General features: G+C 68.1%; 24 protein-coding genes. 6 read left to right on the forward strand and 18 right to left on the reverse strand.

Going from position 1 to position 24,103, the window contains the following annotated elements:
* Position 1: 1 nt before the first annotated feature.
* The 6 genes from ACTRO_RS25960 to ACTRO_RS25990 form a co-directional block, all read right to left on the reverse strand.
* The gene (locus ACTRO_RS25960) at positions 2 to 931 is read right to left on the reverse strand and encodes a type II secretion system F family protein (RefSeq protein ID WP_063628076.1); all 930 of its coding nucleotides are present in this window, start codon (positions 929 to 931) and stop codon (positions 2 to 4) included.
* Entirely contained in the window at positions 928 to 2,286 is a 1,359-nt protein-coding gene (locus tag ACTRO_RS25965) for a TadA family conjugal transfer-associated ATPase (RefSeq protein WP_245594486.1), read from the reverse strand. The genes ACTRO_RS25960 and ACTRO_RS25965 overlap by 4 nt, the downstream gene beginning before the upstream one ends.
* A 2-nt stretch (positions 2,287 to 2,288) precedes the next feature.
* Positions 2,289 to 2,924: an SAF domain-containing protein gene (locus tag ACTRO_RS43910; protein ID WP_051451399.1), complete on the reverse strand. Its 636-nt coding sequence runs from the start codon at positions 2,922 to 2,924 to the stop codon at positions 2,289 to 2,291.
* A 937-nt stretch (positions 2,925 to 3,861) separates the two neighbouring features.
* Positions 3,862 to 4,413 (reverse strand): hypothetical protein, encoded by a 552-nt coding sequence (locus ACTRO_RS25980; RefSeq protein ID WP_034267124.1) that lies wholly within the window; start codon positions 4,411 to 4,413, stop codon positions 3,862 to 3,864.
* Between the two features lie 265 nt (positions 4,414 to 4,678).
* Entirely contained in the window at positions 4,679 to 5,233 is a 555-nt protein-coding gene (locus tag ACTRO_RS25985; RefSeq protein WP_245594487.1) for a flavoprotein, read from the reverse strand.
* The gene (locus ACTRO_RS25990; protein WP_034267132.1) at positions 5,230 to 6,468 is read right to left on the reverse strand and encodes a helix-turn-helix transcriptional regulator; all 1,239 of its coding nucleotides are present in this window, start codon (positions 6,466 to 6,468) and stop codon (positions 5,230 to 5,232) included. The genes ACTRO_RS25985 and ACTRO_RS25990 overlap by 4 nt, the downstream gene beginning before the upstream one ends.
* 75 nt (positions 6,469 to 6,543) lie before the next feature.
* On the opposite strand from ACTRO_RS25990, the gene amcB reads away from it, so the two are divergent.
* The 5 genes from amcB (at position 6,544) to ACTRO_RS26015 (ending at position 10,277) form a co-directional block, all read left to right on the forward strand.
* A complete protein-coding gene (gene amcB / locus ACTRO_RS25995) occupies positions 6,544 to 7,989 on the forward strand; it encodes a cyclophane-forming radical SAM peptide maturase AmcB (RefSeq protein WP_211244412.1) in 1,446 nt (481 codons plus the stop codon).
* Positions 7,986 to 8,165 carry a multiple cyclophane-containing RiPP AmcA gene (gene amcA / locus ACTRO_RS26000; protein ID WP_034267136.1) on the forward strand — a complete coding sequence of 60 codons (180 nt, stop codon included), beginning with the start codon at positions 7,986 to 7,988 and terminating at the stop codon, positions 8,163 to 8,165. Before amcB ends, amcA begins: the two co-directional genes overlap by 4 nt.
* A gap of 91 nt (positions 8,166 to 8,256) precedes the next feature.
* Positions 8,257 to 8,925: a pentapeptide repeat-containing protein gene (locus ACTRO_RS43915; RefSeq protein ID WP_051451401.1), complete on the forward strand. Its 669-nt coding sequence runs from the start codon at positions 8,257 to 8,259 to the stop codon at positions 8,923 to 8,925.
* 28 nt (positions 8,926 to 8,953) lie between these two features.
* Entirely contained in the window at positions 8,954 to 9,664 is a 711-nt protein-coding gene (locus tag ACTRO_RS26010; RefSeq protein WP_034267140.1) for a hypothetical protein, read from the forward strand.
* Between the two features lie 136 nt (positions 9,665 to 9,800).
* Positions 9,801 to 10,277 (forward strand): prepilin peptidase, encoded by a 477-nt coding sequence (locus tag ACTRO_RS26015; RefSeq protein WP_051451402.1) that lies wholly within the window; start codon positions 9,801 to 9,803, stop codon positions 10,275 to 10,277.
* Here the strand turns inward: ACTRO_RS26015 and ACTRO_RS43920 are convergent.
* On the reverse strand, positions 10,274 to 10,750 hold the full coding sequence (locus tag ACTRO_RS43920; protein ID WP_051451403.1) for an ATP-binding protein: 477 nt from the start codon (positions 10,748 to 10,750) through the stop codon (positions 10,274 to 10,276). The genes ACTRO_RS26015 and ACTRO_RS43920 overlap by 4 nt on opposite strands.
* A gap of 706 nt (positions 10,751 to 11,456) precedes the next feature.
* Here ACTRO_RS43920 and ACTRO_RS26025 point away from each other — a divergent pair.
* Positions 11,457 to 11,687 carry a hypothetical protein gene (locus ACTRO_RS26025; RefSeq protein WP_034267143.1) on the forward strand — a complete coding sequence of 77 codons (231 nt, stop codon included), beginning with the start codon at positions 11,457 to 11,459 and terminating at the stop codon, positions 11,685 to 11,687.
* Between the two features lie 92 nt (positions 11,688 to 11,779).
* Here ACTRO_RS26025 and ACTRO_RS26030 read toward each other — a convergent pair whose 3' ends face one another.
* The 11 genes from ACTRO_RS26030 to ACTRO_RS26075 form a co-directional block, all read right to left on the reverse strand.
* Complete coding sequence (locus ACTRO_RS26030) at positions 11,780 to 12,367, reverse strand: hypothetical protein (RefSeq protein WP_157436451.1); 588 nt, start codon at positions 12,365 to 12,367, stop codon at positions 11,780 to 11,782.
* A 144-nt stretch (positions 12,368 to 12,511) separates the two neighbouring features.
* Positions 12,512 to 12,982 (reverse strand): hypothetical protein, encoded by a 471-nt coding sequence (locus ACTRO_RS26035; RefSeq protein WP_034267150.1) that lies wholly within the window; start codon positions 12,980 to 12,982, stop codon positions 12,512 to 12,514.
* 47 nt (positions 12,983 to 13,029) lie between these two features.
* A complete protein-coding gene (locus ACTRO_RS26040; RefSeq protein ID WP_034267153.1) occupies positions 13,030 to 13,410 on the reverse strand; it encodes a hypothetical protein in 381 nt (126 codons plus the stop codon).
* A gap of 100 nt (positions 13,411 to 13,510) precedes the next feature.
* Positions 13,511 to 14,284: a hypothetical protein gene (locus ACTRO_RS26045; RefSeq protein WP_034267156.1), complete on the reverse strand. Its 774-nt coding sequence runs from the start codon at positions 14,282 to 14,284 to the stop codon at positions 13,511 to 13,513.
* Between the two features lie 736 nt (positions 14,285 to 15,020).
* Positions 15,021 to 15,635, reverse strand: coding sequence for a hypothetical protein (locus ACTRO_RS26050; protein WP_051451404.1), 615 nt, complete (start codon positions 15,633 to 15,635; stop codon positions 15,021 to 15,023).
* Positions 15,632 to 16,597: a replication-relaxation family protein gene (locus tag ACTRO_RS26055; protein ID WP_051451405.1), complete on the reverse strand. Its 966-nt coding sequence runs from the start codon at positions 16,595 to 16,597 to the stop codon at positions 15,632 to 15,634. Before ACTRO_RS26055 ends, ACTRO_RS26050 begins: the two co-directional genes overlap by 4 nt.
* The gene (locus ACTRO_RS26060) at positions 16,594 to 19,014 is read right to left on the reverse strand and encodes a type IV secretory system conjugative DNA transfer family protein (protein ID WP_051451406.1); all 2,421 of its coding nucleotides are present in this window, start codon (positions 19,012 to 19,014) and stop codon (positions 16,594 to 16,596) included. The genes ACTRO_RS26055 and ACTRO_RS26060 overlap by 4 nt, the downstream gene beginning before the upstream one ends.
* 41 nt (positions 19,015 to 19,055) lie before the next feature.
* Complete coding sequence (locus ACTRO_RS26065; RefSeq protein WP_051451407.1) at positions 19,056 to 20,810, reverse strand: VirB4 family type IV secretion system protein; 1,755 nt, start codon at positions 20,808 to 20,810, stop codon at positions 19,056 to 19,058.
* On the reverse strand, positions 20,804 to 21,760 hold the full coding sequence (locus ACTRO_RS48250; protein ID WP_051451408.1) for a PrgI family protein: 957 nt from the start codon (positions 21,758 to 21,760) through the stop codon (positions 20,804 to 20,806). The genes ACTRO_RS26065 and ACTRO_RS48250 overlap by 7 nt, the downstream gene beginning before the upstream one ends.
* Positions 21,757 to 23,742 carry a TrbL/VirB6 family protein gene (locus tag ACTRO_RS48255; RefSeq protein WP_051451409.1) on the reverse strand — a complete coding sequence of 662 codons (1,986 nt, stop codon included), beginning with the start codon at positions 23,740 to 23,742 and terminating at the stop codon, positions 21,757 to 21,759. Before ACTRO_RS48255 ends, ACTRO_RS48250 begins: the two co-directional genes overlap by 4 nt.
* On the reverse strand, positions 23,739 to 24,011 hold the full coding sequence (locus tag ACTRO_RS26075; protein WP_034267163.1) for a pilin: 273 nt from the start codon (positions 24,009 to 24,011) through the stop codon (positions 23,739 to 23,741). The genes ACTRO_RS48255 and ACTRO_RS26075 overlap by 4 nt, the downstream gene beginning before the upstream one ends.
* Positions 24,012 to 24,103: the final 92 nt, after the last annotated feature.

Raw genomic sequence — 24,103 nt, forward strand, 5'->3', positions numbered from 1 at the left:
GTCAGCCTCCCAGGGCCGGGCTGGTCGCAGGAGTTGCTCGTGGCGCTGGGATCGACACGTTTGCGTCGCCGGGGGGCGCGGCACGCAGCAGTCTCGGAGCTTGGTGCGGCCGGGTGAGCTTGGCGAGCCAGGCGAAGCCGGTCGCGAACAAACCGCCGATCGCTAGGAGAACGAGTTGGCCCATGGCGCTTCCGTAAGGCGCGAGGAACGATCCGTCGAGGGCGTACAGAACCGCGCCGAGGCCGAGCGTCACCGCGATGATCATGCGGACCGCGGTGCGGCTTCGGGCCCTGGCGACCTCGATCCGGGTTCGCATTGCCGCCTCTTCTCGGGCAGCGCCGGCGAGGCTGGAGAGGAGCGAGGCGAGATCGCGAGCGGAGTGGCGCGCCGCGAACATCAACGAGAGCACCACCAGGTCTCCAGTCGGGTCGGCCAGCTCCTCGCCGAAGGCGCGCAATGCCTGAACCATCGGCACCCGCCGGTCGCCGATGCTTGCGGCCAGTCGCCTGGCTTCCGGGGCGATCTCCTCGGGGGCGCTGGCGGCAGCAGCGGTGATTGCCTGGCCGATCCCGGACGCCGCGACCAGTGTGTCGCGCAGCAGCTCGGTGAACGTCGCGATCGCATCGATCCGTGCGATCAACGCGGCCGACCCTCCGTCGCTCTTGAGCATCGGCGGCAAAAAGAACGCTGCCGCGGCACCGATGGGCAGCAGGGCAACCCAACTGGTCGCCGCTGCCAGCACGAAGCCGGAGATGACGGCGAGCAGTGCACGCCGCGACGAGAACGGCCGAGGCGCGCGGCCTGCGCTTGGCTCACGCCGGGTCGGCGCGTTCGCACGGACGACTGTCTTCGGTCGGACCATCGTGAGCGCCACGAGAGCCAAACCGCCTCCACACGCCGCGCCGCACACGGCAATCGTCAGGAGGCTCATACCGTCACCTTCCGCCAGGTCGCGAGGTCGTAGCCTGCAGCCTCGAGCCGGTTGAGCGTGCGCTGCTCGCAGCGGGTCGCGTAGCGTGCACGCCCGTTTGGCCCGGGACGGTAGACCTCGTTCGTCGTCAGCTGCGCGCCTTCCGAACCGCAGACTTCGCGGATCGAGCCGATTACGCGAACGCCGTCGTCGGCGCGATCGAGCTGAATGATGAAGTCCACCGCGGACGCCACCAGCGCCACCGTGGCCTCGGGTGAGAGCCGTTCGGGAGCCTGCAGCCCGATATTGATCAGCCGCTGTGAGACCTGTCCTGAGGACGAGGCGTGCACGGTCGTCATCGAGCCGTCCAGCCCAAGGTTCATCGCGTTGCACATCGGTACCAGCTCATCGCCCCGGACCTCGCCGACGAGCACGCGGTCGGGGCTCAGGCGAAGCGCGCAGCGCACCAGTTCAGCCTGGGTGACCCGGCCCTCGCCTTCGGTGTTCGCCTCGCGGGCTTGGAAGGAGACGACGTCCGCGTGGCGATGTTCGAGCTCGTCCAACCCGAGTTCGTAGGTGTCCTCGATGATGACGAGTCGCTCGGTGGCCGGCAGTTCGGCGGCCAGCGCACGAAGCAGCGTCGTCTTGCCTGCTCCCGTTCCGCCGGAGATCAGCAGGTTGAAGCGTGCTCCGACGAGGGCGGCGAGGAATGCGGCGAGTTCCTCACCAGACAAGCCCTTCGCTACCAGCTCCTTGAGCGTCGTGTCCGCCAGGCGGTGCCGGCGGATGGACAAGACGGGGCGTTTGCACACTCCGATCGAGGCGAACAGCCGCGACCCGTCCGGCAGTTGCGCGTTCAGCTGGGCGACGGCCTTGTCGAACCGCCGTTCCTGTCCGCCCGAATTCGCTAGGGACCGGATCAGCTCCACGAATGCGTCGTCGTCCGCGGCTAGAGCCAGCTCGCGCTGGCGGACGCCGTTCGCGCGGATCGTGAAGACGCGATCGCAGCCTTGCGCGTTGATCGTCTCGATATCCGGGTCGTCGAGCAGGTGTTGGAGCGGGCCGAAGCCCAGCACATCCGCACGCACGCGCGAGGCCACCCGCTGCTGCCCGCCAGGCGATAGACCAGCAGATCCTGTTCGCAGGCACGCGGCCGCGAACGAATCGAGCTCTTCGCTGAGGAGCGATTCGACCACTTCCGCCCGGCGCTGCGACGGAAGGATGACACCGGACTCACGGGCCTGCGCCGCGATGATCGAGATGATGTGCGTACTCAGCTGCTGCGCGAGATCTTCCTCCAGCGCGCTCGGCAGCCGGTAGGCCAGCGCTCCGTCCGGCTCGGGAATCGCCGTCGGGGAGACGAGCACGTTGTCCACGCTCACATCCCACCCGCGCCCAAGCCGACGAGTGCGGCGCTTGCGGCAGTCGCTACGGACTGCGCCTGGGCGGCAGGGACCAGCAGTTCCACGACCGTCCCGCCCTGGGAGTCTGACGTCGGAGACATTGACAGGACTTCGCCGGTCAGCGGCGCAGCGGCCGACGAGGCGAGACTCCCGGCTGCGGACGATGCTCCAGCCTCGGTTGCGTCCTCGGTGTTGCTCATCGGGTAGATGCCGACGCGTTGTCCGTTCTGCAGATCCTGCGGGAACTGGCCGGGGTGGAGCAGCAGAGAAACCTGCGCGTACCCCGCTGGCGGGAACGTCCCGAGGTCGGCGGGGAGCAGGAGGGCGCCGGCCGGAAGCTCGATCTTCAGTTGGCGACCGACGACCGCGTCCTCCTGTGTTGCTGAGAGCGATTGCGTGCCAGGTTGCGTTACATCGACCTCCTTGAAGTCCGCCGCGGTCAGCACGCTGCCCGCCGGAAGATCGGTGGAGGCGACCAGGACGTGCGTGTGGGCTGGCGAACCCAGCACTGCTGCGCCCATGGCCCCACCGACCACCGCGACACCGGCAGCCGAATACCTGACGGCAGACGAAGTGCGCAGAAGCTCGGTCGCGCGAGTGAAGGACAGCACGAGAAAGACTCCTTGCAGGGATCGATCGACTGAATGCGAAGTGCGGCGGGAGGCTGCTACGCCGACTGGCCGGGGACCGCCAGCGCGTCGATCTCCTCGACTGGCCAGTCCTGGGATGCGCTGGACGTCATGCTGGGGAAGACTCCCGATCGTCCCGTTGACGCCGACCACGAGATCCGCCACAAGATGTCAGCGGTCACCGTGTCGCAGCTTCCGGCGCCCGATTTCGATGTCGCTGTGTAGGTATGGCCACAGTCGGGGGATGGTCGGCCCGGATCGGAAACGTCGGCCGCGTAGGGCGTTCCCGGGCCGGAGCAGGTAGACCGCGATCCATCGCCCCAGGACCAGTTTGTCTCGTACGGAGTCGCTACCGCAGTCACCGTTACGCCGGGCACCGATGCGGAGGCCGAGACGGGCGCCCAGGCCCTGTGGTCAACCCACGCCCACGTCGGGAGGTTGACCACTTTGGGGACTCCAGCCGAGGGCCCGGGTGAGGAGAGCATCGCGGGCGCCGGAAGCCGCAGTTCCCGTTCAGCCCTGAACGCCAGAAGGAGCACCGGCGGATCCATCGTTCTGTCGGGAACGAACGTCAGCGGCCCTGCCCCTGCGGCCGCGACACCCAGCATGTGCGCGCATGGCGTGTAGTACCAGCCACCCTTGGACTTCGGCGTGTCCAGCGCTGACGGGGAGGAGTACGTCGCTCGGCACGCTGCGATCATCGCCTGCATGGACTTTTGGTCAGTGCTCTGCGCATCAGGAGAGGCCGGATGTGCCGCCGGCGCCGCGTGAGGTGAGGGTGTCTGGCTCAATCCCACCGCATCGACAAGGCAGCGCGATTGCCCGCTAAAGCAGGTCGCAGAGCCGCTCGGGCCCGATGAATCGGCCAGCGCGCCAGCAGGTGCGCCCAGTGCCCAAGCGAGTGCCGTGGCACCGGCAATCATGCGGTGCACGAGCCGTCCGCCTGCATCTTCTGTGTCGTGACGGACCATACGCCCGTTACGGTGCTCATCGTCGTAAGGTCGGCGCTCATACCCTTCTGGGCCGTGCCAAAAGGTTGACCTGTTGTCTTGTAGTACTGCACGAACTGGCGGAAGTCGATACAGTCCGCGATCGCCACAGTCGGCGGCCTGGCGGACAGGTTCTCGCCGACGACGCGAGGATGAAGAATCGGCGCGCCCTTCGAGGCGATGCCATGGCTCTCCTCGAGATAGAGGTCTTGCGAAGTGGTGAGCAGTAGTTGTCCGCTGAGATGTGCCGACAGCCGCGGATCCTGGTAGTTGCCCTCGTCGCTGACGATTGCAAGATCCTGCCAAGCCTCGCGGTATGCGGCCAGCGCGGCCTGCGCCTGAGGATCGAGCGTGCCGCTCGGCGACACTGAGGTCGGCGCCGGGATGGAGGGCGTTACATGGTGACTCGACGTCATGCTCGTTGCCGGACCAGAACACGCGGATACGGCGCCGAGCACCGCCACCGTCATCGTGGCGAGCACGCGAGTTCGTCTTTTACGCATCCGATGCCACGTTCCCTCCGTGCGCTCGCCACGACAGCCCGCCCAGGCTCGGTTCCGTACCCTAACCCGGCTGACACTGGATGAACCCGGAAAAATCGCTCCTGGTGCGCCATTTCACTCGATCAAGCGAAGCATCGAGTCTCGCGCGCCACAAAGTCGGTGAGCGCGTGACGCATTCACTGCGCGAACAAGGTCACTTACATGCGTGAGCGTGACTCAGCAAACGATGCCGGGCTTGGTGCCGTCACCCACCGAGATGCTTCGCGAGGGCACCGACCAGAATCTCCAGCGGGAACGGTCGGCCCCCCGTCCTGGGTGGCGCCGGCACGTAGATGCCCTCCCCGTAGAGCACTTCGACCCCGTACGACCGCAGGACGTCGACACTTCGCCGGAAGGCCGGGTGCGATTCCTGGGCTTGGTTGAGCGCGGGCGCCGCCACCACGGGGACGCCCATACCGGGAGCCTCGGTGATCAGGCCGAGGGCGAGCGTGTTCGCGATCCCGGCGGCCCAGGCGTTGATCGTGTTGAAGGTCGCAGGGCAGACAGCCATGGCGTTAGCGGGTGGCAGCACGTCGGGCTCGCCGGGCCTCTTGTATTCCGAGCGGACGGGGAAACCGGTCAGCTCCTCGACCGTCGGAACATCGAGGAAGCCGAGACCTGCTGGCGTGGCGACCACCGCGACACGCCAGCCCGCCGCCTGAAGCAGCGACACCAGCTGCGGGGTCTGCCCGGTTCGGGGCGTACCGCAGACGATGAGGTAGAGCAGCGGCCGAGGGCTTTCGACATCGTGTGTGCTCACGTCGGTAATCCTGCCCTATCCGCGAGGCCCACCAGCGTCTCGGGCGGCTTCCCCGGCCAGTGCCGCCTCATCTCACCAATGAGCTCGCAGCATGCCGGCCGAGCTTTGATCTCCTGCGGTGCTGCCTGCTCAGCGCGCAGGAGCAGCGGTAGTGCTGTCTGGTGCCGGCCACGGCCGTACTCGGCTTTTGCCAGGTCGATGTACAGGCTCGTCTGACGCTCGGTCGGCAGCTTCGCCAGTGCGACGGGATCAAGCTTCCTCGAAACGGCGACCGCCTCCCCATGCTCCCCGAAATCGACGAGCACCGAGACGGTGTGGATTACGGCATTGGTCGGGCCGAACGCCGTCCAGTGCTCGTTGCGGTCGTGACCGAGGCGCTGCGCGACACGTTCGCCGTCAGTAAGAAATGCCCGCGCTTCCTGCAGATCACCGAGCTTCGCTGCGATGACGGAGCCGGTGAGCGGCAGCATGCCGTAGATGCTCAGGTAGGCCGCGTTCCCGCGACCGAGCCCGCCGTCGAGCCGATCCATGTCGGCTCGGATGAGCCGCATCGCTTCCCGATGATGTCCCGTGGCCATGAGTCCGCGAGCCAGGCGGCGAGCACCGTTGGAGAGCAGCAGCGGATCGTCGAGCGCTTCTGCAATGCGGAATCCGCGCTCTGCGGCGAGCCAGGCCAGGTCCGACTCTCCGAACTTCCACAGGGTGGAGGCGGCCACCTGGTAAGCCGTCGACATTGCGGCGCGTGCCCGATCCCTGTCCGACGCTTCGGTTGTGCGAGCGGCGAGTTGGGCGTCCGCGAGAAGCTTCGGCAGCCGGCTGACGAGTTCGGCGTACCGGGACTGCTGGAAGCAGGCGCAGATCGCGGCGGTATCGCGCTCAATCTGCGAGATGGAGGCGGGACTGGGCATGGTCTGCTCGTAGATGCCGGTGACTGCTTCGATCGCATGCAGCGCTTCCCTGATCGGTGCGACGTGCGCGGCGTCAAACAGCGGGAGCGCGGCGGCAAGGAGCGTCCGACGGTTCATGTCGGTCAAGTCTGACACCGACACACCGAGGGCTTGTGCCAGATGTCGGCGAAGCTCGGTCCGAGGGCGGCGCTTGTCGGATTCCCAGCGGCTGACGTACTGGCGGGTGATCGTGTCCCATCCGCTGAGTCTGTTCAGCTCAGCGGCAAGATCGGCCTGGCTCATGCCCCGGGCCACGCGGAGATCACGGATCTGCTCGCCGAATGCCATCCTTCGAGTATGGCGGAAGATTGGCTCCTACTTTGGCTACTCCCGCACTCGTATCGGGTTTGATCTACTGATCACATGCGCAGACTTCAAGGACCGTACGCGGTCCGCTACGACTGGACGATGCGAGGCGGAATCCAGCATCCGCCGCACACGTTCCTCGACGGCGTGCCGTCCGAGGCGCAGGCCATCAGAGCTGGTAGCGACGGGTTCTGCCTCGCCGCCAGCGGGGACATCTCCCTTGCCGGCGTCGCGTGGTGTCGCGTGACGCGCGGACCGCTCGAATGGCAAGTGCTTCAGGAGCCTGATGCCGATGCATACCGGCTTGCAGGGCTTCCATCCGATGACACGGACTTCAGCGTGGAGGAACCGACCGTGACAGCCGAAATGGAGATCACCGCGCCTGAGGAACGCTACGACCGATTTATCAGCCGAACGTTCGGCACCGTTGTTCTCCAACCAACCACCTTCTGCCCGTGGGCGTGCGATTACTGCTACCTGCCGACCAAGGACCAGCGGTTCACGATGCCCCTCGAGGTTGCGTCAGTGGTCGCTGCGAGTGTCCGCGAGCAGGACTCCGCCGGATGCGTCGAAGTGGTCTGGCACGGCGGCGAGCCCTTGGCAGTCGGGCTTGAGCACTTCGTCAGGCTGTTCGAACCGTTCGAGTCGCTTCGCCGCGAAGGCCGTGTCCGCCACGCTGTCCAGACCGGGGCCGGCCTCATCACCGCAGGGTGGTGCGAGATGTTCGCCGACTTCGAGGTCACCGTTGGCGTCAGCATCGACGGGCCGGAGTGGGCGAACAGCCAGCGGCGCGATCGGTCCGGACGCAGCGTGTACGGCCGCGCTATGCACGGGATCGAGGTGCTGCGATCGCACGGCATCGCCTTCAGCGCCATCGCGGTCGTCACACCCGAGACGATTCATCGCGCGGACGATCTCGCGGACTTCTTCGAGAACCTGGGCTGTACGCACGTCGGCTTCAACATCGAGGAATACGAAGGCGCCAACCACGCGCGTCCGGGAATCGCAGCGAGCGACGCCCAGGAGTTCTGGAGCACGCTGCTGCGCCGCCGGGCGGCGGGCTCATCGCTGCGGGTGCGTGAGTTGGACCGGCTCTTCTCGTTCCTTCGCCAGTCTCGGACTCTGGCTTCTCCCTGGTCAGAGCATCTGTACGAGCCGATACCGACCGTGGCATGGAACGGCGACACCGTGCTGCTCTCCCCCGAACTGGCGGGAGTTCACGCGCCGCAATACGCGAATTTCGTGCTTGGGAACGCGCTGACCGAAGGGCTTCTCGCGATGCTCGCCCGCGCCCACCGTGCCCGCTACGTGGACGAGTTCACCCAGGCGCTCGGTGCTTGCGCCACCGGGTGCGAGTTCTACGACTTCTGCCGCGGCGCGCAGGCAGGGAACCGCTACTTCGAGCACTCGACCTTCACGGCCACGGAAACCGCCTACTGCCGCAACACCCGTCAAGCACTCGTTCACGCCGTGAACGACCAGATCAAGGGAGCCACGACATGACCATCCTGCAAGAACTGGCCGCATCCGACGCGCCGCAACTTCTCCAGCTCATCGCCGACGGCGCGACGGACGCACCAGCACCAATCATGGCCGGATTCGACAACCGACCGACCTGGGACAACAAGGGCGGCTCATTCGACAACCGACCCAGCTGGGATAACTGGTCCAAGAAGTAGCCGGAGCACGGAAGTACCCGGGGCGGCTGCCGCCTGGACTGCCGTCGCGGATCACCACAAACCGCTACGAACTAACGACTAAGGTGACGATATGGACCGACTCGCCATCCGCGATACGACCGTCGAACTGCCGGCCTTCGACGCCGACGTGAAGCTGACGCCCGTCGCGTCGCTCGACGAGCAGGAGGTGACGTCAGACTTTCTGCTCGACGGCGCAAGCCTGCGCAGCCTCGACCTCGACCACGTCCGGCTCCTGACCGGCCGGATCCAAGAGCTGCGCACCTCACGAGCAAGCTTCACGGAGGTCCGCGGCGACTCGGTCGAGTTCAGCGGGTGCGACTTGTCCTCGCTCACCTGGACGGCGAGCAAGCTCACCCGTGTCCGGTTCACCAACTGCAAACTGCTCGGCGCTCACCTGTCCGATCTGACGCTCGAGCACGTGACCTTCGCCAACTGCAAGCTCGACTACGCCATCATGGAGAGGGTCAAGGCCACCGGCCCCGTCGTCTTCTCCGGCTGCTCCCTCGCCGAAGCCCAGTTCGACACCTGCGACCTGACGAACACGCTGTTCGATGGCTGCTCGATGCACCTCACGGAGTTTGCGCACGGCATCTACCACAGGTGCGATCTCCGCGGGAACGACCTGTCGTCGGCACGAGGCGTCGCCAACCTCCGCAGTGTTGTCATCGACCGCCCCCAGATACTGCAGCTCGCCGAAGCGTTGACCGCCGACCTCGACGTCACCTTCGGCGATGAATGAGAGTCGCACTCCTACGGCAGAGATCGGTGTGAGCATAGGCATCGCCTACACGGATTCTCGGCGATTCCAAGATCGCTCCTCCGTCACGACCGTCGTCTACGGGACCGACGATCCGGACTACGACGCAGTCGCCCTCTTGCCTGCCGACGATTGGACCGCTCTGCCCAGCCAGATTGCATCCCGACTGCACGCTTTCCCCGGCGCAGAAGCGAGCACCGTCGTCGAACTGGTCCGCGTGCCGGAGATGCCCCTGCTCGACGCCGTCCACCGATTCGAGCCGCTCGGCGACCGCCATCCGGCCCAGTTCCTCGGCTACACCGAGTGCGCCGCGAACCAGCGGACCACCACGACGGACCACCGCACCAGGCGGCGACTCGGCATCCACCTCGACAACTTCGACCGCATGCCCCTCGATCGCCGCCACCAGAGCCGCCGCCGCATAGGCATCAACTTAGGGCCCGGCCCTCGGTATCTCCTGCTCACGACGCAGGACATCAAGGACATTGCTAGGCTCTCGCCCCTCATCGAGCGTGAGCCTCATACGCATCAGGTGCGCAGTTACGTAGCCGGCGGTGGGCGGCTCGCCTGCGTGAGATTCCGGCTGGAGCCGGGCGAAGGGTACATCGCACCGACGGAATTGATTCCTCACGACGGTTCAACGTGCGGAGTCGATTCGCCGTCCACCATCGCCTTCTGGCTCGGCGAGTGGCCCCGTGGAGCGCTGTTGCCGGCGGTGTGACCGCGCACCATACGAATTCGATCACGCGGCTGGGTAGGCCGTCCCGGCCCGAGAGCTCCGCCAGAACGGGTGAGACCTATCCAGCTGCCAGCGTGGCGGATGGCTTCGCGTCCGTCCTTGTTTACGATCAGCTGGCATGGCGTCGCTGATCTCCACGGTCTTCCAGATTCTGGCTTTCGGAGTCTTCCTGGCGGGCACCGCCTCGCTGGCAGTGATCGACGCGCGGACGATGCGTCTGCCGAACCGCGTCCTCTATCCGGTCACCGCCACCAGCTTCGGGTTGCTTGCGGCAGCTGCTGCTATCGGAGGGGGATGGGCTCGGCTCGGTATCGCCCTCGGCGCGGCAACGGTCCTGGTTCTCGTGTTCGGGCTACTACACAGACTTACGAGCCTGGGGTGCGGTGACGTCCGACTCGTTGGGCTTCTCGGCTTGGTTCTTGGCTGGGTCGGGCCGGGCGTCGTCGTCACCGGTCTGCTGCTCGGCGTGCTCCTCGCAGCAGTGGTCGCGACGTGTCTGCTGGTGACGCGACGGATGGGCCGCGGGGAGATGCTCGCTTATGGGCCCTTTCTGATCGGTGGCGCCTGGCTGGCCCTGCTATTGCAGGCCACTTAGCTCAGCGTGGCAATACTGAAAGCGGCGGTGACTGTCTTGCCGTTGCCGTTGCCGTTGCCCTTGCCGCTCGGCTCCGGTGATGTGGTGATCTCGTCGGCGAGTGCGGCTGCGATGCACGCCAAACCGTAGCCGCCCTCGGCCTCCATCTCCGGCATGGTCTCGAGATCAGGAACGGCCGGATTGATATCGCTGACGTGCAGGAGGACTTGACCAGATCGGCATTCGAGCCGCACCCGCGCAGGACCTTCGGTGTGCACGAGGGCGTTGGTAACCAGTTCGGACAAGACGACGAGGATGTCGTCGGTCCGTCCTGGGGCGATGGCCCAGGCCGCCAGTTTGGTGCGCGCGGTGCGGCGCAGGTTGGAGACGGCGGCGAGGTCGCCGGCCGCGAGGTGAACGCTCAGCTCCCCGGTCGAAATCTGAGGCTCCCGGGGCGTCGGTCCTTGTGCGAGGGCAGCATTGTGGTCGGGCATTGGGGGATTTCCGATCGGGTCGCCGGTCGCGGCCGGACGGCCGCTCGGTGGTCGTCCCGCGGCGGCCCCCGTGGGCAATCAAGGTTCTTTACCGCCGGTCACCCGATCGGGTGGCATCCGCCGCGTGATGCCATTGCAAGGGTCTTGACGTATCCGCGGGTGCGAGCGTGCATGCGGTTGCGGGCCGTTCCGGCCCGGGACTCAGCGACACGGGAAGCAGAGAACCGCAATGCACAGAGACGGGACAGCAACGATGGGCACGGCCGGGACGCCGACGGGGGCCGAGTGGGGCGCACGGGGGCCGGTGCGGCCCCCGGCGGCTGTTCCGGCCGGTCCGGTCGGGCGGGCGGTCTTGGACGCGTTGTGCGGGGCCGTGGAGCCGGTGACGGTCCGGGACGTCGCGGTACGCGCGGGGGCGCGTCGGGACTCGGTGGGCCGGGTGCTTGGACGGCTGGAGCGCGCTGGTTGGGCGGCGCGGGTACGCGGCGATGTGCGGGCCGGGGTCCCGGACGCGTGGTTCGCCACCGTTGAGGCGCGAGCAGCGTGGAAGGCGACACTGGACGACTCATCGAGCCTGGACCTGAGAAGTAAGAGAACGGCCCGAATGGCGGCTGCGCCATCGGCTCCCCCGCCGATCGAGGCGCCGTATATCTGTCAGCGCGGGTCCCAGGGTTCTGGCGCGAGGCAGCCCGAGGAATCGGGTCCGGTGCGCCTGGCCGGCGGGCAGTTGCAGGAACAGGTTCGAGGGCTGCTGGAGGAGAAGGCTCCGGCATCTCTCGGACCGGTTGAGCTGGCCAGGCTGCTCGGTGGTCGCTCGCAGGGCGCCGTGGCGAACGCGTGCAGGCGCTTGGTGGATCTCGGCCTTGCCGTGTGCACGTGCGAGGCGCCGCTTCGCTACGCGGCCGGATCGAGCGCAAGCGCCTGCGATATCGCGTAGAGGATGAAGGCCCGGCCCCGACCAGGTGACTGGGTCGGGGCCGGAGCCGCACTCGAAGTGGAAGTTGTCCGCCTGATGCCTACCGCGGAAGGCTAGGCGTCCTCGCTCAGGACGAGGGTAAGGATGAGTGCGGGCAGCGCGTAGGGTTCTGCGGCGATGGCCGCGATCCCGATGCTGGTGCCCGGCCGGGTGATCGTCCACATGCCGGGGGCTGCGGGCAACGGGTGGTGGTGCGCGAGAAGTCGGGTACCGTCCGCGTCGGCGTAGCGCTCGACGATGCGGCCGTCTTGGCACGAATGGGCGTAGGACCAGCCGAGCGCTTTGAGCGTGGCTCCGGGGTGGAACGGCGGGGGCTCGTGCCGGTTGGCCTGCGCGTGAAAGGCCGCTCGCGCGGCATCCCGCCAGAGTCGTGCTGGCGGTGCTTCTGCCGAGGCGTACCAGCGGGCGGGTTCGCTCGTGCCCCCTGTGACGGTCGCGATGGTGCTGCGCGCTGTGCCGGTCTCGGTGTTTTGCTCGATCTTCATGCGGAGGAACGAGCTGGGGCAGCGGAGGACGGCAGCGACGAGGTGCGGAGTGCGCGGGTTGATGGTCGAGGTGATGCTCCAGCCGTCAGCGACGAGGTCGCGCATAAGCGGGGCGTAGTCGGGTGGCTGGACAGGACAGATCGGTTGTTCGCTCATTGAGGCGTGTTCCTTCTCCTCGCGTGGGATGCCACGTGAGGTGTGGAGGGGGAGGTAGCCTGACAGCGCGCGGCCCGAACCCATTAGAGGTGGGTTCGGTCCGCGCTTGCTGTCTGGCTTGGATGTAGGTCTGGCAGGCCACGCTTAGTGGCGTTGGCCTGGGATGGACACGAACCAGCCACCGTCCGGCTCTCCGGAGTCGAACGTGGGCATCCCCGGCGCGGGAGACGAGGGCGGGAGTACGGCAACAAGTCCGGTGACCGCCTCGTCGAGGAGCTTGATGGCGATGCGGGCGCTCTCGTACGCGAGCTGCAGCTTGACGATCGCGAGCTTGGGCGAGTCGCAGGTGAAGTACTGCTCGGCGTCTTCGAGGAACATCCGGGCGTTGACTGCCGCGTGCAGGGGCGTGCCGGGCATCGGCACGTACTCCGGTTCGAGGAGCGGGCGGAGGTTGACGGAGACGAGGTCGCGCTTCAGATCGGCGAGGTCGCTGGCGTGGCGGTCGCGGCGCCCGTGGACCTTGGCATAGGCCGTGCGGACGCGCTCCTCGACGCGTTCGAGCCAGAGCGTGTAGAGCTCGTGTGCCTCGCGGGCGGACAGCTGCGGGATGGACATGGGCGTTCCTTTCGGTGTGCTGCTTGCCGGATTGCGGTTTCGGATGGTCAGTGAGTCAGCAGGCTGCGGGCGTGGTTGAGCAGGGCCCGTTGCTGGTCGACCGTGACGGCATCGAGGTAAGTAACGAGGTCCTCGGGCCGCACGGCGGTGGCGATGAGCAGCGCCGCATACGCGTAGCGCTCGGCGCGGACTGCGGTATGGGGGTCGGGCGAGAGCCCGGCGCGGACGCAGGCTTCAGACCGGTACCTGCGCAGAAGCTCGGTCAGCGAGGCGTGTTCGCCGCTGTCGGCACGCGATGTCGGTTGAATGCGCTGGTAGGCCGCGACGACGAGATGTGCGGCTGCGGCACGCAGGGCATCCGAACGTGGGCCAGTTGCGTCGGCGTGGCCCGGAGGCGCGCCATCTGTCGTGAGGCGGGAAGGGTGCAAGGCAGACTCTCCTGATTCCGGAGTGGCGTTTGCGCGACTGCGCTTTTGGGTGCGGAGGCCGTGCCGCCCCTGTTTGGGGCGGCACGGTGCGCTGGCAGGTTCAGGCGTCGGCGGACTTGGCACCCTTGCGCCGGGCTGCGTGTGCCGGGGCCGGGGTGTCCGCGCCGGTGGGCGCCTCGGCCTCCGGGCTGTCCGCCTTCGAGGTGTCGGGCGCCTCGTCCGTCGTGGTCTCCGGCGCCCCCTCCGCGTCACGGTCTCGGGGCTGACTGTCGACGCCGTCTTCGGGCGCCGCCTCCTCGGAGGCAGCCTGCTCGGAGGCGGCCTGCTCGACCTGACCGGGTGCGGCGTAGCGCTTGGGTGTGGTGGCGGCGAGGATCGCTTCGCCGTTGCCCAGCATCCGCTCGAGGGCTGCGCCCACGGCACCGGAGCTGTTGCCGAGCCGGTGCGCGAGCTCGGTCACGGTCCACTGCATGGCAGGGTCGTGGGTAAAGAGCTCTGCGATGCGCTCGCGCAGGCCGCCCGAACGGGTGACGGCGGGCGCGGCCTGCCGGGTCTGGGGCGGGCGCGCGGTCCGCGCAGTCGGCGCTGCCGGAGTGAGGCCGAGGGCGACGCCAACGGCCTCGTGCATGAGCGCGAGCAGCGTCGTGGTGGGGGTCGCGCCCGTGATCAGGTCGCACAGCGCGCCGATGAGCTCGGGCGACGGGTCGGCGGCGAGGACCGCTTCGGTCAGGATGCCGCTCAGGTCCGCGGAGGCGACGGCGTCGCCGGTGACGTACGGGACCATCGCGGCGGTGAACGCCGCGCGCAGCGGCCCGGCCAGCGCGGCCATGGGGTCGGCGGCGTGCGAGGCGGCGGGGGCGGTGGTTTCGGTCATGGTGTTTCACGTTCCTTCGCGTAGAGGCGTTCGGTTCCGGCGCGGTCTTTCTGATTTGAATTGCCGGTTTCCGGAGCCGGTCGTTTCCGGCGACGTGGACCGTATCTCGCCTCTTTTGCATATTGCAACGGAATTCCCGTACGTCGTTCGGGTGAAGTTCCGGCTGCTCGGCGATATATGCTCGACCTCGTTTAGGGCCAGAGAAATCGCTATCCCAGTTCGAATTCGCGGTTCGAAAGCCTCGGCTCGGCGCGAGGCCGGCGTTCGCCTTGCGCCGCGGCGAAGGGGAGGGGTGTGGCCAGCAGACAGCGCAGGGCCGCCCGAGGGGGCGTCGTGCGGGCGGGGCGATCCCGCGGAGATAGGGCGGATTCGACCTATCAGCCCCGGGCATGTGCACCTGGCTATCGCCGGCTGACGTGCTCGTTTGCAGAAGGCTGGGCCCATTGCCTGGAGGGGGCGTTGGAGGAGGCCACGGAGGGGCTCAGGGAGGCGGCGACGGGGGGCCGCTCCTCAATCCCGGTGGCACAAGACCTGCGGGGGAGATGAGGACCTTCAGTGTCGATGCTGGCCGACTGGTGGATACAGAGCATCGGTATTGGCCGCCGTCAAAGGCTGCGCCAAATGACGCTTTATAGATAACGGCCGATCCATTCGAATATACCATCGTGCCCGCGTGCTTCGGAGAGATTCTTAACGGCCGCGTTGAACCGTGCGCTTACGGTGGTAACGCCGAATGTCAGCCGAGCTGTGTTCGGCTGCACGCGTGGGGGTGCGCATCAAGGAAACGCGCGAGCGAGGTGGCCTTCGACTGCCATTTCTCGTAGGCGGTCGGATAGGCGGAGCGTTGGACGGCGTTGGCGGCCTTCCACAAAGGCATCTGCCACCAGCCGGGCACGCGCTGGAGGTGGCGGTAGAACTGGGTGGCGGCGTAGGCAGGGTTCATGATCTGCGCCGGGGTTCCCCATCCCTGGCTGGGGCGCTGCTGGAAAAGCCCCAGTGAATCGCGGTCGCCGTAGTTGAGATCGCGCAGGCCCGACTCCTGCATCGCGGCCGCGAGTGCGATCACGCTGGCCTGGGCGGGGAGTGCGGAGTCGACGGCGACCTGGTGGATGACGGCCGCATTGCCGGCTTGGGCCGCATCGAGGTCCAGGCTGCCGCCGTGGATACCGCCGGCGACTTCGCAAGTAACCTCGCTGACGGTAGCGCTCTGTTTGACGGGCTCGCCCTCGGCCGGGGTGAACAGGCCACCGGTAAGCAGCGTGACGAGTGCCGCGGCAGCCGCCGCGACAACCATGAGGAACACGAGCGCGCCGATGCCGGCTGCGACTGCGATCTTTCCTCCCTGGCTCACGTCTTGACCGTGGTCATGCGCGGAGCGCGGGGAACGGGCGAGCGCGCGCCGAGATCGGCGGTCGCCGGGTCCAGCAGTGCGATACCGGATTTCTGAAAGTGGGCAGGCAGATCGGTAAGTCTGCACCTCACAGAAGTGCCGACGATCTGCCAGACGTGGCCGTCCAGGTGGCTGCCGAGTTCGACGATCTGTGCCGGGCTTCGCTCGGCGAGGGTGGCAGTTACTGTGACGATCGGCAGCCTGCGCGTGTCTGGATCGGCGACGAGCTGCCTGTGGAGTGCCTGCTCACGTTCTGGATCCGGGAGGTGGAAGAGGATCGGCCGATGTCCGCCGTATGCGGCGGCGTAGCGGGCGTAGCCTCTGGTTTTCGCAGTGAGCTGCGGAAGGCGTTCGCTGCCGGTGTCGTACTCGTAGAAGAACCCGAACGGCTCGGTAACGTCCGCTTCGTAGACGCCGTACGCGTCGGGCCGGACCAGGTCGCCCCACACAGGGAGGCACCTGTACTCATCCCACCACGCGGCCAGCCTGCCCCGAGCGGCTAGGGCGACGAGCGCGTCTCGCGCGCCGATGGTGTGTCGGAGATCGGCGCGGGCGCCTTGCCGCATGAGCTTCGCGTGGTCATAGCCGAATTCCTTCGGTGCCAGGTCCTGTGCGGCCGCGACCAGCACGGCACCGCGTGGGCCGAGGACATAGCGATAGCACTGGCCGTCCTGCAGCGCGCCGGCCAAGGAACGAAACCGGTCGACGAGGCCGAGCTGACGGAGCTGGGCAAGGCGCATGTTCATGGTGCGGGTGCCGGTGAAGCAGAGGGCTTGGATCTGCGCGGCGGTGAGCAGCCGATGCTCTGCGAGCATCGCCAGCAGCCACCGATCGCGCGGCGTGGTGCGGAAGTACAAGTAGGCGATGCCGTCGGAGGGGCCGGGGTAGCGGCTGGCGGACGCCGTAGTCTTGGCCGCGCTCATCCCTGCACCTCGGACGACATGCCGCCCGGTGTCGCCGAACCTGTGTCCTGAGTGGCGGCGGCGCGTACGCGCGCCTGGTCGGCTCGGCCAGGGATCGAGGGGCCGAGCGGGCGGGTGACGAGGGTACAGGCGGGCTGTTCGGACGCGTCGACTGCCAGCCGGGTCGCGGCTTGGAAGGCGCCGAGGTGCGCGAGATCGTGTTCAGTCAGGTGCGGCGACGTGTGCCGGGCCAGTCGGGCCGCGTCTTCGGGCGAGGCGTTGAAGTAGATCTTGTTGCGGGCGTTCGCGCTGATCGCCTCGCGCATTCCGGCCGGCAGTTGAGCGAGGTCTTGGTGGGCGAGGGTGAGCGAGAGCCGGTAGCCGCGTGCTTCGGCGAGCATGTCCTCGACGCCGATCGGGAGGGTGAGGAAGTTGTGCGCCTCGTCGATCACCATCGACGCGTCCTTGCGCTGCGCGCCGAGGCTGCCGGCGCGGGCCGCGGCGGCCTGCCACGTCTTCGCTACAAGGAACGAGCCGAGCAACCGGGCGCCGTCCTCGCCCAGCACCCCTTTCGGTAGGCGGGCGAGGAGGATCCCGCCGTCGAGGATCGATCCGAGATCGAGGTCGGTCGGCCCGGAGCCGACGACACGGGCCGGGTAGTCGCGCAGCAGGAAGCTGCGGAGCTTGTTGAGCAACGGCGCCGTGATGCTTGCACGGGCAGGATCCGAGAGCTGGCCGTACCAAGTCCAGAACCCGTGCAGCACGCCATATTCGCTGGGTAACTGCTTGACGTAGCGTCGGCGCAGAGGGGCGACCGAGAGCAGGTCCGGCACGGCCGCGAGCGTGGGTGTCGGCAGATCGTGCCCGTGCGCGCTCGCGTGGATCAGCGTCAGGCACGCGGCCCGTAGGAGGTCGTCGGTGCGGGGTCCCCAGTAGCTGGCGTAGAGCTTGGAGAAGATGCCCACGAGGTGGTCGACGGCGAGGTCTGGTTCGGCGCCGTCGAGCATGTTCACCCGCGGTGGGCGCAGCCTTGAATCGGTGGGATCGAACAGCACGATCGGCCGGTAGAGGGCGGATTGCGGAAGCCGATCGAGTAGGTCCGTGATGAGATCGCCCTTCGGGTCGATCACCACCGTGCCGCGCCCGGCCGCCGCGTCCTGGAGGATCATCTGCGCGAGCAGCGTGGACTTGCCGGACCCGGTCTTGCCCATGACGTGCAGGTGCGCCCGCGCGTCTGCGATGCCGAGCGCGATGGGCCGGGCTGGTCCCGCGTCGGCGTCGCCGAGGATCTTCGCAGGAGTAGATCCTGAGCCGCTGCCGGTGAGGATCCTGGTTGCGGGCGGTACCGGGCGTGCTCCGGCACGGGTGAGGCCCGGAGTGTTCGCGTCCCACGGCAAGTGCGCAAGCGCGGCGAGCTCGGGGATGGAGCAGAGCTGTCCGCGGATCATCTGCCGCGCGGCGATAATGCGCGCCGGGTCGCGCAGACGCCTGCGACGCAGATGGTTGCGGTCGGCAAAGACGCCGGACGCCGAGGCGATCGCATGGCAGATCCCGCGTGCCGCCGCGGCCGCAACCGGATCGGTATCGCGGTGCATGCGCCGTCGACCGTGTGCCGCGGTCTCTGTCTTCGCTGGGCAGGCGGCCGCGTAGCGGATCTCCACCTCGTAGAGCGAGCCGGCGAGCTTGCCCGCAGCCGCGCGCGCGTCGGCGTGTAGCCGGGAGTCCATGAAGTCGCCCGGGCGCCGGTATACATCGAAGACCAGGCCTGGACCGGTGGTTGCGCGCTTTCCTTCGAGTGTCCGCAGACGACGTCGCGTCCGTGCGCACCTGCTCGCGCTCGCGGGTCTGGCGAGGATTTGCAGGCACGCGCCTTGACTGGTGTTGAGGGCGGTGCCTGCGCCGATGAGCGGCCGCAGCGGATCGGCCTCGTGTTTGACCGCGAGGGGAAGAGCCTCACCTCGTGCGAGAACGAGTCTGCCGCCGGAGACGGCGCCGCGCGGTCCGGCTGGAAGAAGTGGGGATACAGGTAGATCGAGCCCGGTCGCGCGGGCTCCGGGCCACGCGGCCTCGACTGCGCGCTCGACGAAGTCCGGCGGGACGGTGCCCGGGACCCACATGCGCACGGCCAGATCGCGCCCGGTGAACGCGTACTCGAAGCTGACATGTGGCTGGCCGCTGATGAGCCGCCGCCATCGTGGCCGGTGAAGACCGAGCAGGTTCCCCCAGAGCGTCGTCGCCCCTGCGGGTCCGGACTCCGGCGGGCAGGCGATCTCCAGTACCCGTGCGCCCTCGGCGAACGCGCGTTGCCTGCGGCGCCGCAGCTTCCTGGCACCGATCGCGCCGTACGCGGCGGCGAGACCCAGGAGGCTGATCAGCTGCGGCCAGTTCCACTCGGCGAACAAGAACGCGGACGCCAGGAACGGAGGAAGGTATCCCATGTGCTCTGCCTTTTCGTGACGATGGGTGGGGCTGGCCTGGGCTATAGGCCGGTGTGGAGAAGGGGCGCCTCGGCCGGGGTGGCGATCGCAGTGATGGCGGTACGCGACGCTCCCGTGCGCACGAGGGCGTAGCCGCGTGGCGCTGCCTGGAGGAAGTCGCGCTCACCGGCCGAGCACCGGAACGCCTCCGTCACGGCGCCCAGCGCCTGCGGAGCCTGGCGTAGCAGGATCTGCGTGGCCGCATTGCAGGCCACAGCCGTTCCGAGTTCGGTCCGCAGCAGGTCGCTGGCGTCCTGGGTGACCAGCGAGAGACCGAGCCGGTGTTTACGGGCGGACTTCGCGATCCGGTAGACGAACTGGGCCGCGGCAGGATCTTGCAGCAGCTGCCAGGCCTCATCGATCAGCAGCATCCTGCGTGAGTCCGCAGTCTGCGCTGTGCGCCAGATCGTGGAGAGCACGAGCAGCATCGCCGGGGTGCGCATGACTTCCGGCAGGTGCTCGAGCGTATAGACGGTCAGCGGCTGCGGACGATGCCGAGGCGGCTGCGCGTTTCCGTCGGCGGCCCTGACGAACAGCGAGCTGAACGATCCGTGCGTATACGGCTGGAGGAGATCGGCGAGTTCAGCGGAGGACGGGTCGAGTGCTTCGCGTGCTTCGGCGGCGACGTCGCCAAGGTCGGGTGCTGCGCGGCTCCACGTGGCGACGTCCGGGGTGATGCCGGCCTGCCGGTATGCGCCGAGCGCCGCCCGGTCGAGTTGGGGACGAAGCCGTTCGGCTCGTTCGGCGCCGAGGAGTACGGCGGCCAACGCATGCAGGTCGAGGACCCGCGCCGCGAGCTCGCAGGGTCCGGCGGACTGCGGCGTCGGCAAGTCGAGGATGTTGAGACGCGCCCCGGGGAGACCCAGCTGTACGACTTGGCCGCCGACAGCCTCCGCGATCAGGGCGTACTCGCCTTCCGGGTCGATGACGCTGCACACCGTGCCGTTGCACAGTTCCCGGAGCAGGTCCGTTTTGGCGAGGAATGACTTTCCGGCGCCTGATGATCCGAGGATCAGGCTGTTGTGGTTGGTCTCCCTCCAGCGGTCGCGGAAGACGGGCGTGCCGGTGGCGGCGGACATGCCGGCGAGGACTGCGGTCGGCGATGCCGCGGCATTCGTGTCCTGCGGGGGATCGGGGCTAAGGAGCGGCGCGCACGCCGTGAGCGCGGAAGCGTCGAGAATGCGGATCTGCTTGATCCGGTCGTCCGCGCCGGGCATCGTCGACTGCAGGGCGTGGAGCATGCGGAATGTCGGGATCTGTGTTGTGGCGAGGAACGAGGCGAGTAGCGCCGTGACGTCCGCCAGAAGCGCGTCGAGTTCGTCGCGGGTACCGGCGTAGGCCGTGACGTACAGGGCGGCGGTGAACAGCTTCGTTTCGGCGCGGGCGAGGCTGTGGGCCAGTTGCGCGGCCGTGTCGGCCGCCGACTCGAGGGCCGGGTCCACGAGCCTGCCGCGTCCCGCGGACTCGCGCCGTCCGGCCTCCAGGCGGGTGCGGCGGCGGCGCAGCTTCTCGGCCGCGATGCGAGCGGGGACGGGATCGGCGTGCAGGGCGACGTCCAGCTGTGCCGGGTACCCGGTCAGGGCATCGATCCATCCCGGAAGTACCTCCGCGGGGTAGCCGGTGACCATGAGGGTCGCCGCGTGTGAGCCATCGATGACCAGGGCGCGCGGGAACACTTCCACACCGGCCGGACCGACGCCGGTCGGAATCCGGCCCCAGAGATCGTCCTGTCGTGACGCCCTCCGACGGGTCAGCATTCCGTCACCGTCTCGGCTTTGACGGGTCCGAGGACGATCCGTGCCGGGGCTGCCAGACGAGTCGGTGCGACGATCCGGGCGGGATCGCAAGCTGCGGTGATCGCCGCGGTCGCCTCTTCGTCGTCGAGGACGCGGGCGGCGAGACCGCAGGCGTCGAGCAACACGGCGGTCGTCTCCGCCCGGTGCACGGCGGTCGCCTGGGCGTCTGTACCGGATTCGCTGACCGCGATGAGGAACCGGCGGCGCCAGTTCAGCCGATCGTCAGCGAGCTGGCGAAATTGGTCGGCCTGGGCAGTGGCGAACGTGGCGAGTTGCGGCGAGCCCAGGGTTGCCGCTCTCGCTGCGGCGCGTTCGGCGAACGCATCAAGGCTGACGCGCTCCGCGAGCGCGTAGAGAGCGAAGGGGCCAGTCTGGGCGGCGAGTACCTGGCCGATCGCGGCGAGCTTGGCTCGCGCCTCGTGCGAATCGGTCAAGTGCAGGCACACCGGCTCGGTCTCGATGAGAACCGCGCTCTGGCCGTGGCCGTGGGCGAGTTCGACGACGCCGGCGCCTCCTTCGGTGCTGTGGATGCCCTTGTAGATAGCCGCGAGGCGGCTGACGCCGGGCGGCAATGCCGCTCCGGGCGATGCTGCAGCTCGTCGGCGCGGTGATCGTACGTGGGAGAACGCTGCCGCAGCCAGGCGGTCGGCTGGGACTCCTCCAGGCCGCGCAAGCGCCAGGACCAGGGCGACGACGACCGGCGGCGCCGCGGCGAGAACCACCGCGAGGAGGGACGGTCGCGTAAAGCCGGCCAGGGCCTGCACTACAGCCCAGGCAGCGGCCAGTCCGATGCCGATGATCGCGCATTGCCGGGCGGTGAAGGGACCGAGGATCTTGTCGTCGATCTTCAGGTCCGCGGGCACCGGCACCGGAGGCAAGGGCGCTGCGGACTCGGCAGGCAGGGCGCTCACTGAGCACCTTCTTCCGGAAACACAGGAGGGATGAAGAGCACGGAATGGTTCTGGCGCGGCGCGCGCTTGGGTGGGGCGGGTTGGAGCGCTCGTACGGCGCGACGGCTGACAATCTCGAGTTGACGGTGCTGCTCCGGGCGAGGCGGTCTCGCGAGCGGCCGTTCGCCCATCGCGGGCGGGGGCAGATTCGGGGTGCGACGGTCCCGTGGCACGGTGAACAGCGGAACTGCGCGACCCTTCGGCATCCGGCCAGGGGCGTGCTCGGGCGGCAGGAACGGCATCGGCAAGCGGCTCTGCTCCCAGCCCGGGCCCGATTGCGGCGCTGGTGGAGCTGATGAGGCCGTTGTTGCAGGGTGAGATGGCCCCCACCACGGCTGCGGCACGCTGTGGCCTCTCGGTGTGGGCCACAGCGCCATCTGGCCCGAAGGATGCGACCCGCGTGACGCGCCGTAGCCGCGCCCGCCAAGCGTCGGTAACGCAGCACCTTGCCGCTTCGGTGAGTTGGCGCTGGAGCCGGGCCGCGGTGTGCGCGCGGCTGACTGAGCATGGCGCCGCTGAGCGGATGCGCCGCCGGGCGTGCGGGGACCGCGCGGCCGATAGGGGGCCGTTCCGAACTTGCCTGCTTGTCCGCCACCGCCCGGGCCGCCGCCATGGCCGCGACCGTGCCTGCGGAACCTGTCGGCGACGAGCCGTCCCGTGATCGCGCGCGTGGAGGAGGCACCCGGCGTACCGATCGTGCAGCCGATGCCCGCGACCGCGGCGGTACGCAGCAGCGAGCCGACGACCGTGCGAGGCGAATGCCCGAGCACCGCGCGCATAACCCATGATGGAATCTTGAGCATGATCAGGAGCAGTGCGGTACCGACCAGGAAGTCGGTCGCTCCGCTGCGTGTCGGCAGGATCACGAGTGCGCCGTGCGGGTCGCAGAAGACCTGAATCAGCAGCATGAACGTGAGCGTCTGAAGGATCTGGATCGCCAGCAGCGCGGCGGTGCAGCGCCACCACAAGCGGGCGACGGAGTCGATCCCCGGCAAAGCGTGGGTCGTGAGCATTAGCGGAGCGAGCGCCGTCAGGATCATCAATCCCGCGATACGCATGACGCATGAGACGAGTACTGCGATCGCTAGAACGCAGATCACCAGGGCGAAGATCGCCATGACGATCTGCGTGAGCCCGTCGGGTAGAAAGATCGCGGCGATGATGACCGAGACGAGCTCGTTGCCCAGGCCGGCGGGGTTGATCGGCTGGTCCCAGAGCGCCTGAGCGAGTGCGGCGGCGAACTGCAGCATCAACCCGATCACGGGAAGCGACAGGTTCGAGGCGAGCATGCCCACGATCAGGCGCGGCACGATCTGGCTTGCGGTGTACCGCGACTGGACCATGCCGTAGCCGAGGACGAGCAGTCCGCCGAACAGCACGTAGAGGACATAGAAGCTGTCCGCGAGTACGGCGTTGGCCTGCCAGAGCTGCGCGATCCGGCCGTCGGTGACGTCTGGTTCGGTCAGCAGCGCAGCGGTGAACAGTCCGAGGATCGGTGTGAGGGCGGCCTGGGCGAGATTGCCGATCCATGTGTCGATGGCCTGCTCGATCTGGCCGGGGATATCCCACCAGGAAGGGCCGCTGCCAGGTGGATTGGCCTCGGGCAGAGGCTGAGGTGCGGGACTGTTCGGCGCATGCGGTGTGCAGTTGCCAGGCGTGCCCGGCTTGGGCGGATGAGGGTTCGGCGACGCACCCGGTTGCGGGCTCGGGGCAGGTTGCGGAGCTGGGCTGTTGTCGATTTCGGGGGCCTGGCATTCTGTAGGGCTGGGGCGCGAAGATGCGCCGCCTACGGATGCGGGAGTCGGGATCGGGGCTGGCGTGGATGCCGCGGCTGTTCCGGCGGAGGCGGCCAGGACGAGCGTGAGCGCGACGGTGGTAATGAGGCCGCGCTTCCCGTCTGTGCGAGCTGGGCCTCGACCGATGTTGCGAATGATCGTCGTCATTCGCCCAGTACCTGCTTGAGCAGCCCTACGATCACCGGCGCGAGGACGGCGATCGCGTACCCGAACGCCGCCTCCTTGTAGTGCCGGCGAGCCGCGCTCACCTCGCTCGGGTCGCCCGCGGCCATCAGGTGCCGCAGTCCGCCAATGGTGAGCGAAAGCGTCGCCAGAGCGGCGAGAAACCCGGAGACCAGGTTCGTGACATTGGTGATGACCTGGGAGATCGAGGCGACTGCGAGCGCAGCGCTGGCAGCGGGCGCGGAACCGGGCACGGAGTGGCTCCCTTCCGATGAAGGCCATGGCCTGGAGATTCCTGACAAAGAAGAAGAAGATCGAGGCCGCGCGGAATAACACCTGCCGCGGC

Source organism: Actinospica robiniae DSM 44927 (genome assembly GCF_000504285.1).
Classification (GTDB): domain Bacteria; phylum Actinomycetota; class Actinomycetes; order Streptomycetales; family Catenulisporaceae; genus Actinospica; species Actinospica robiniae.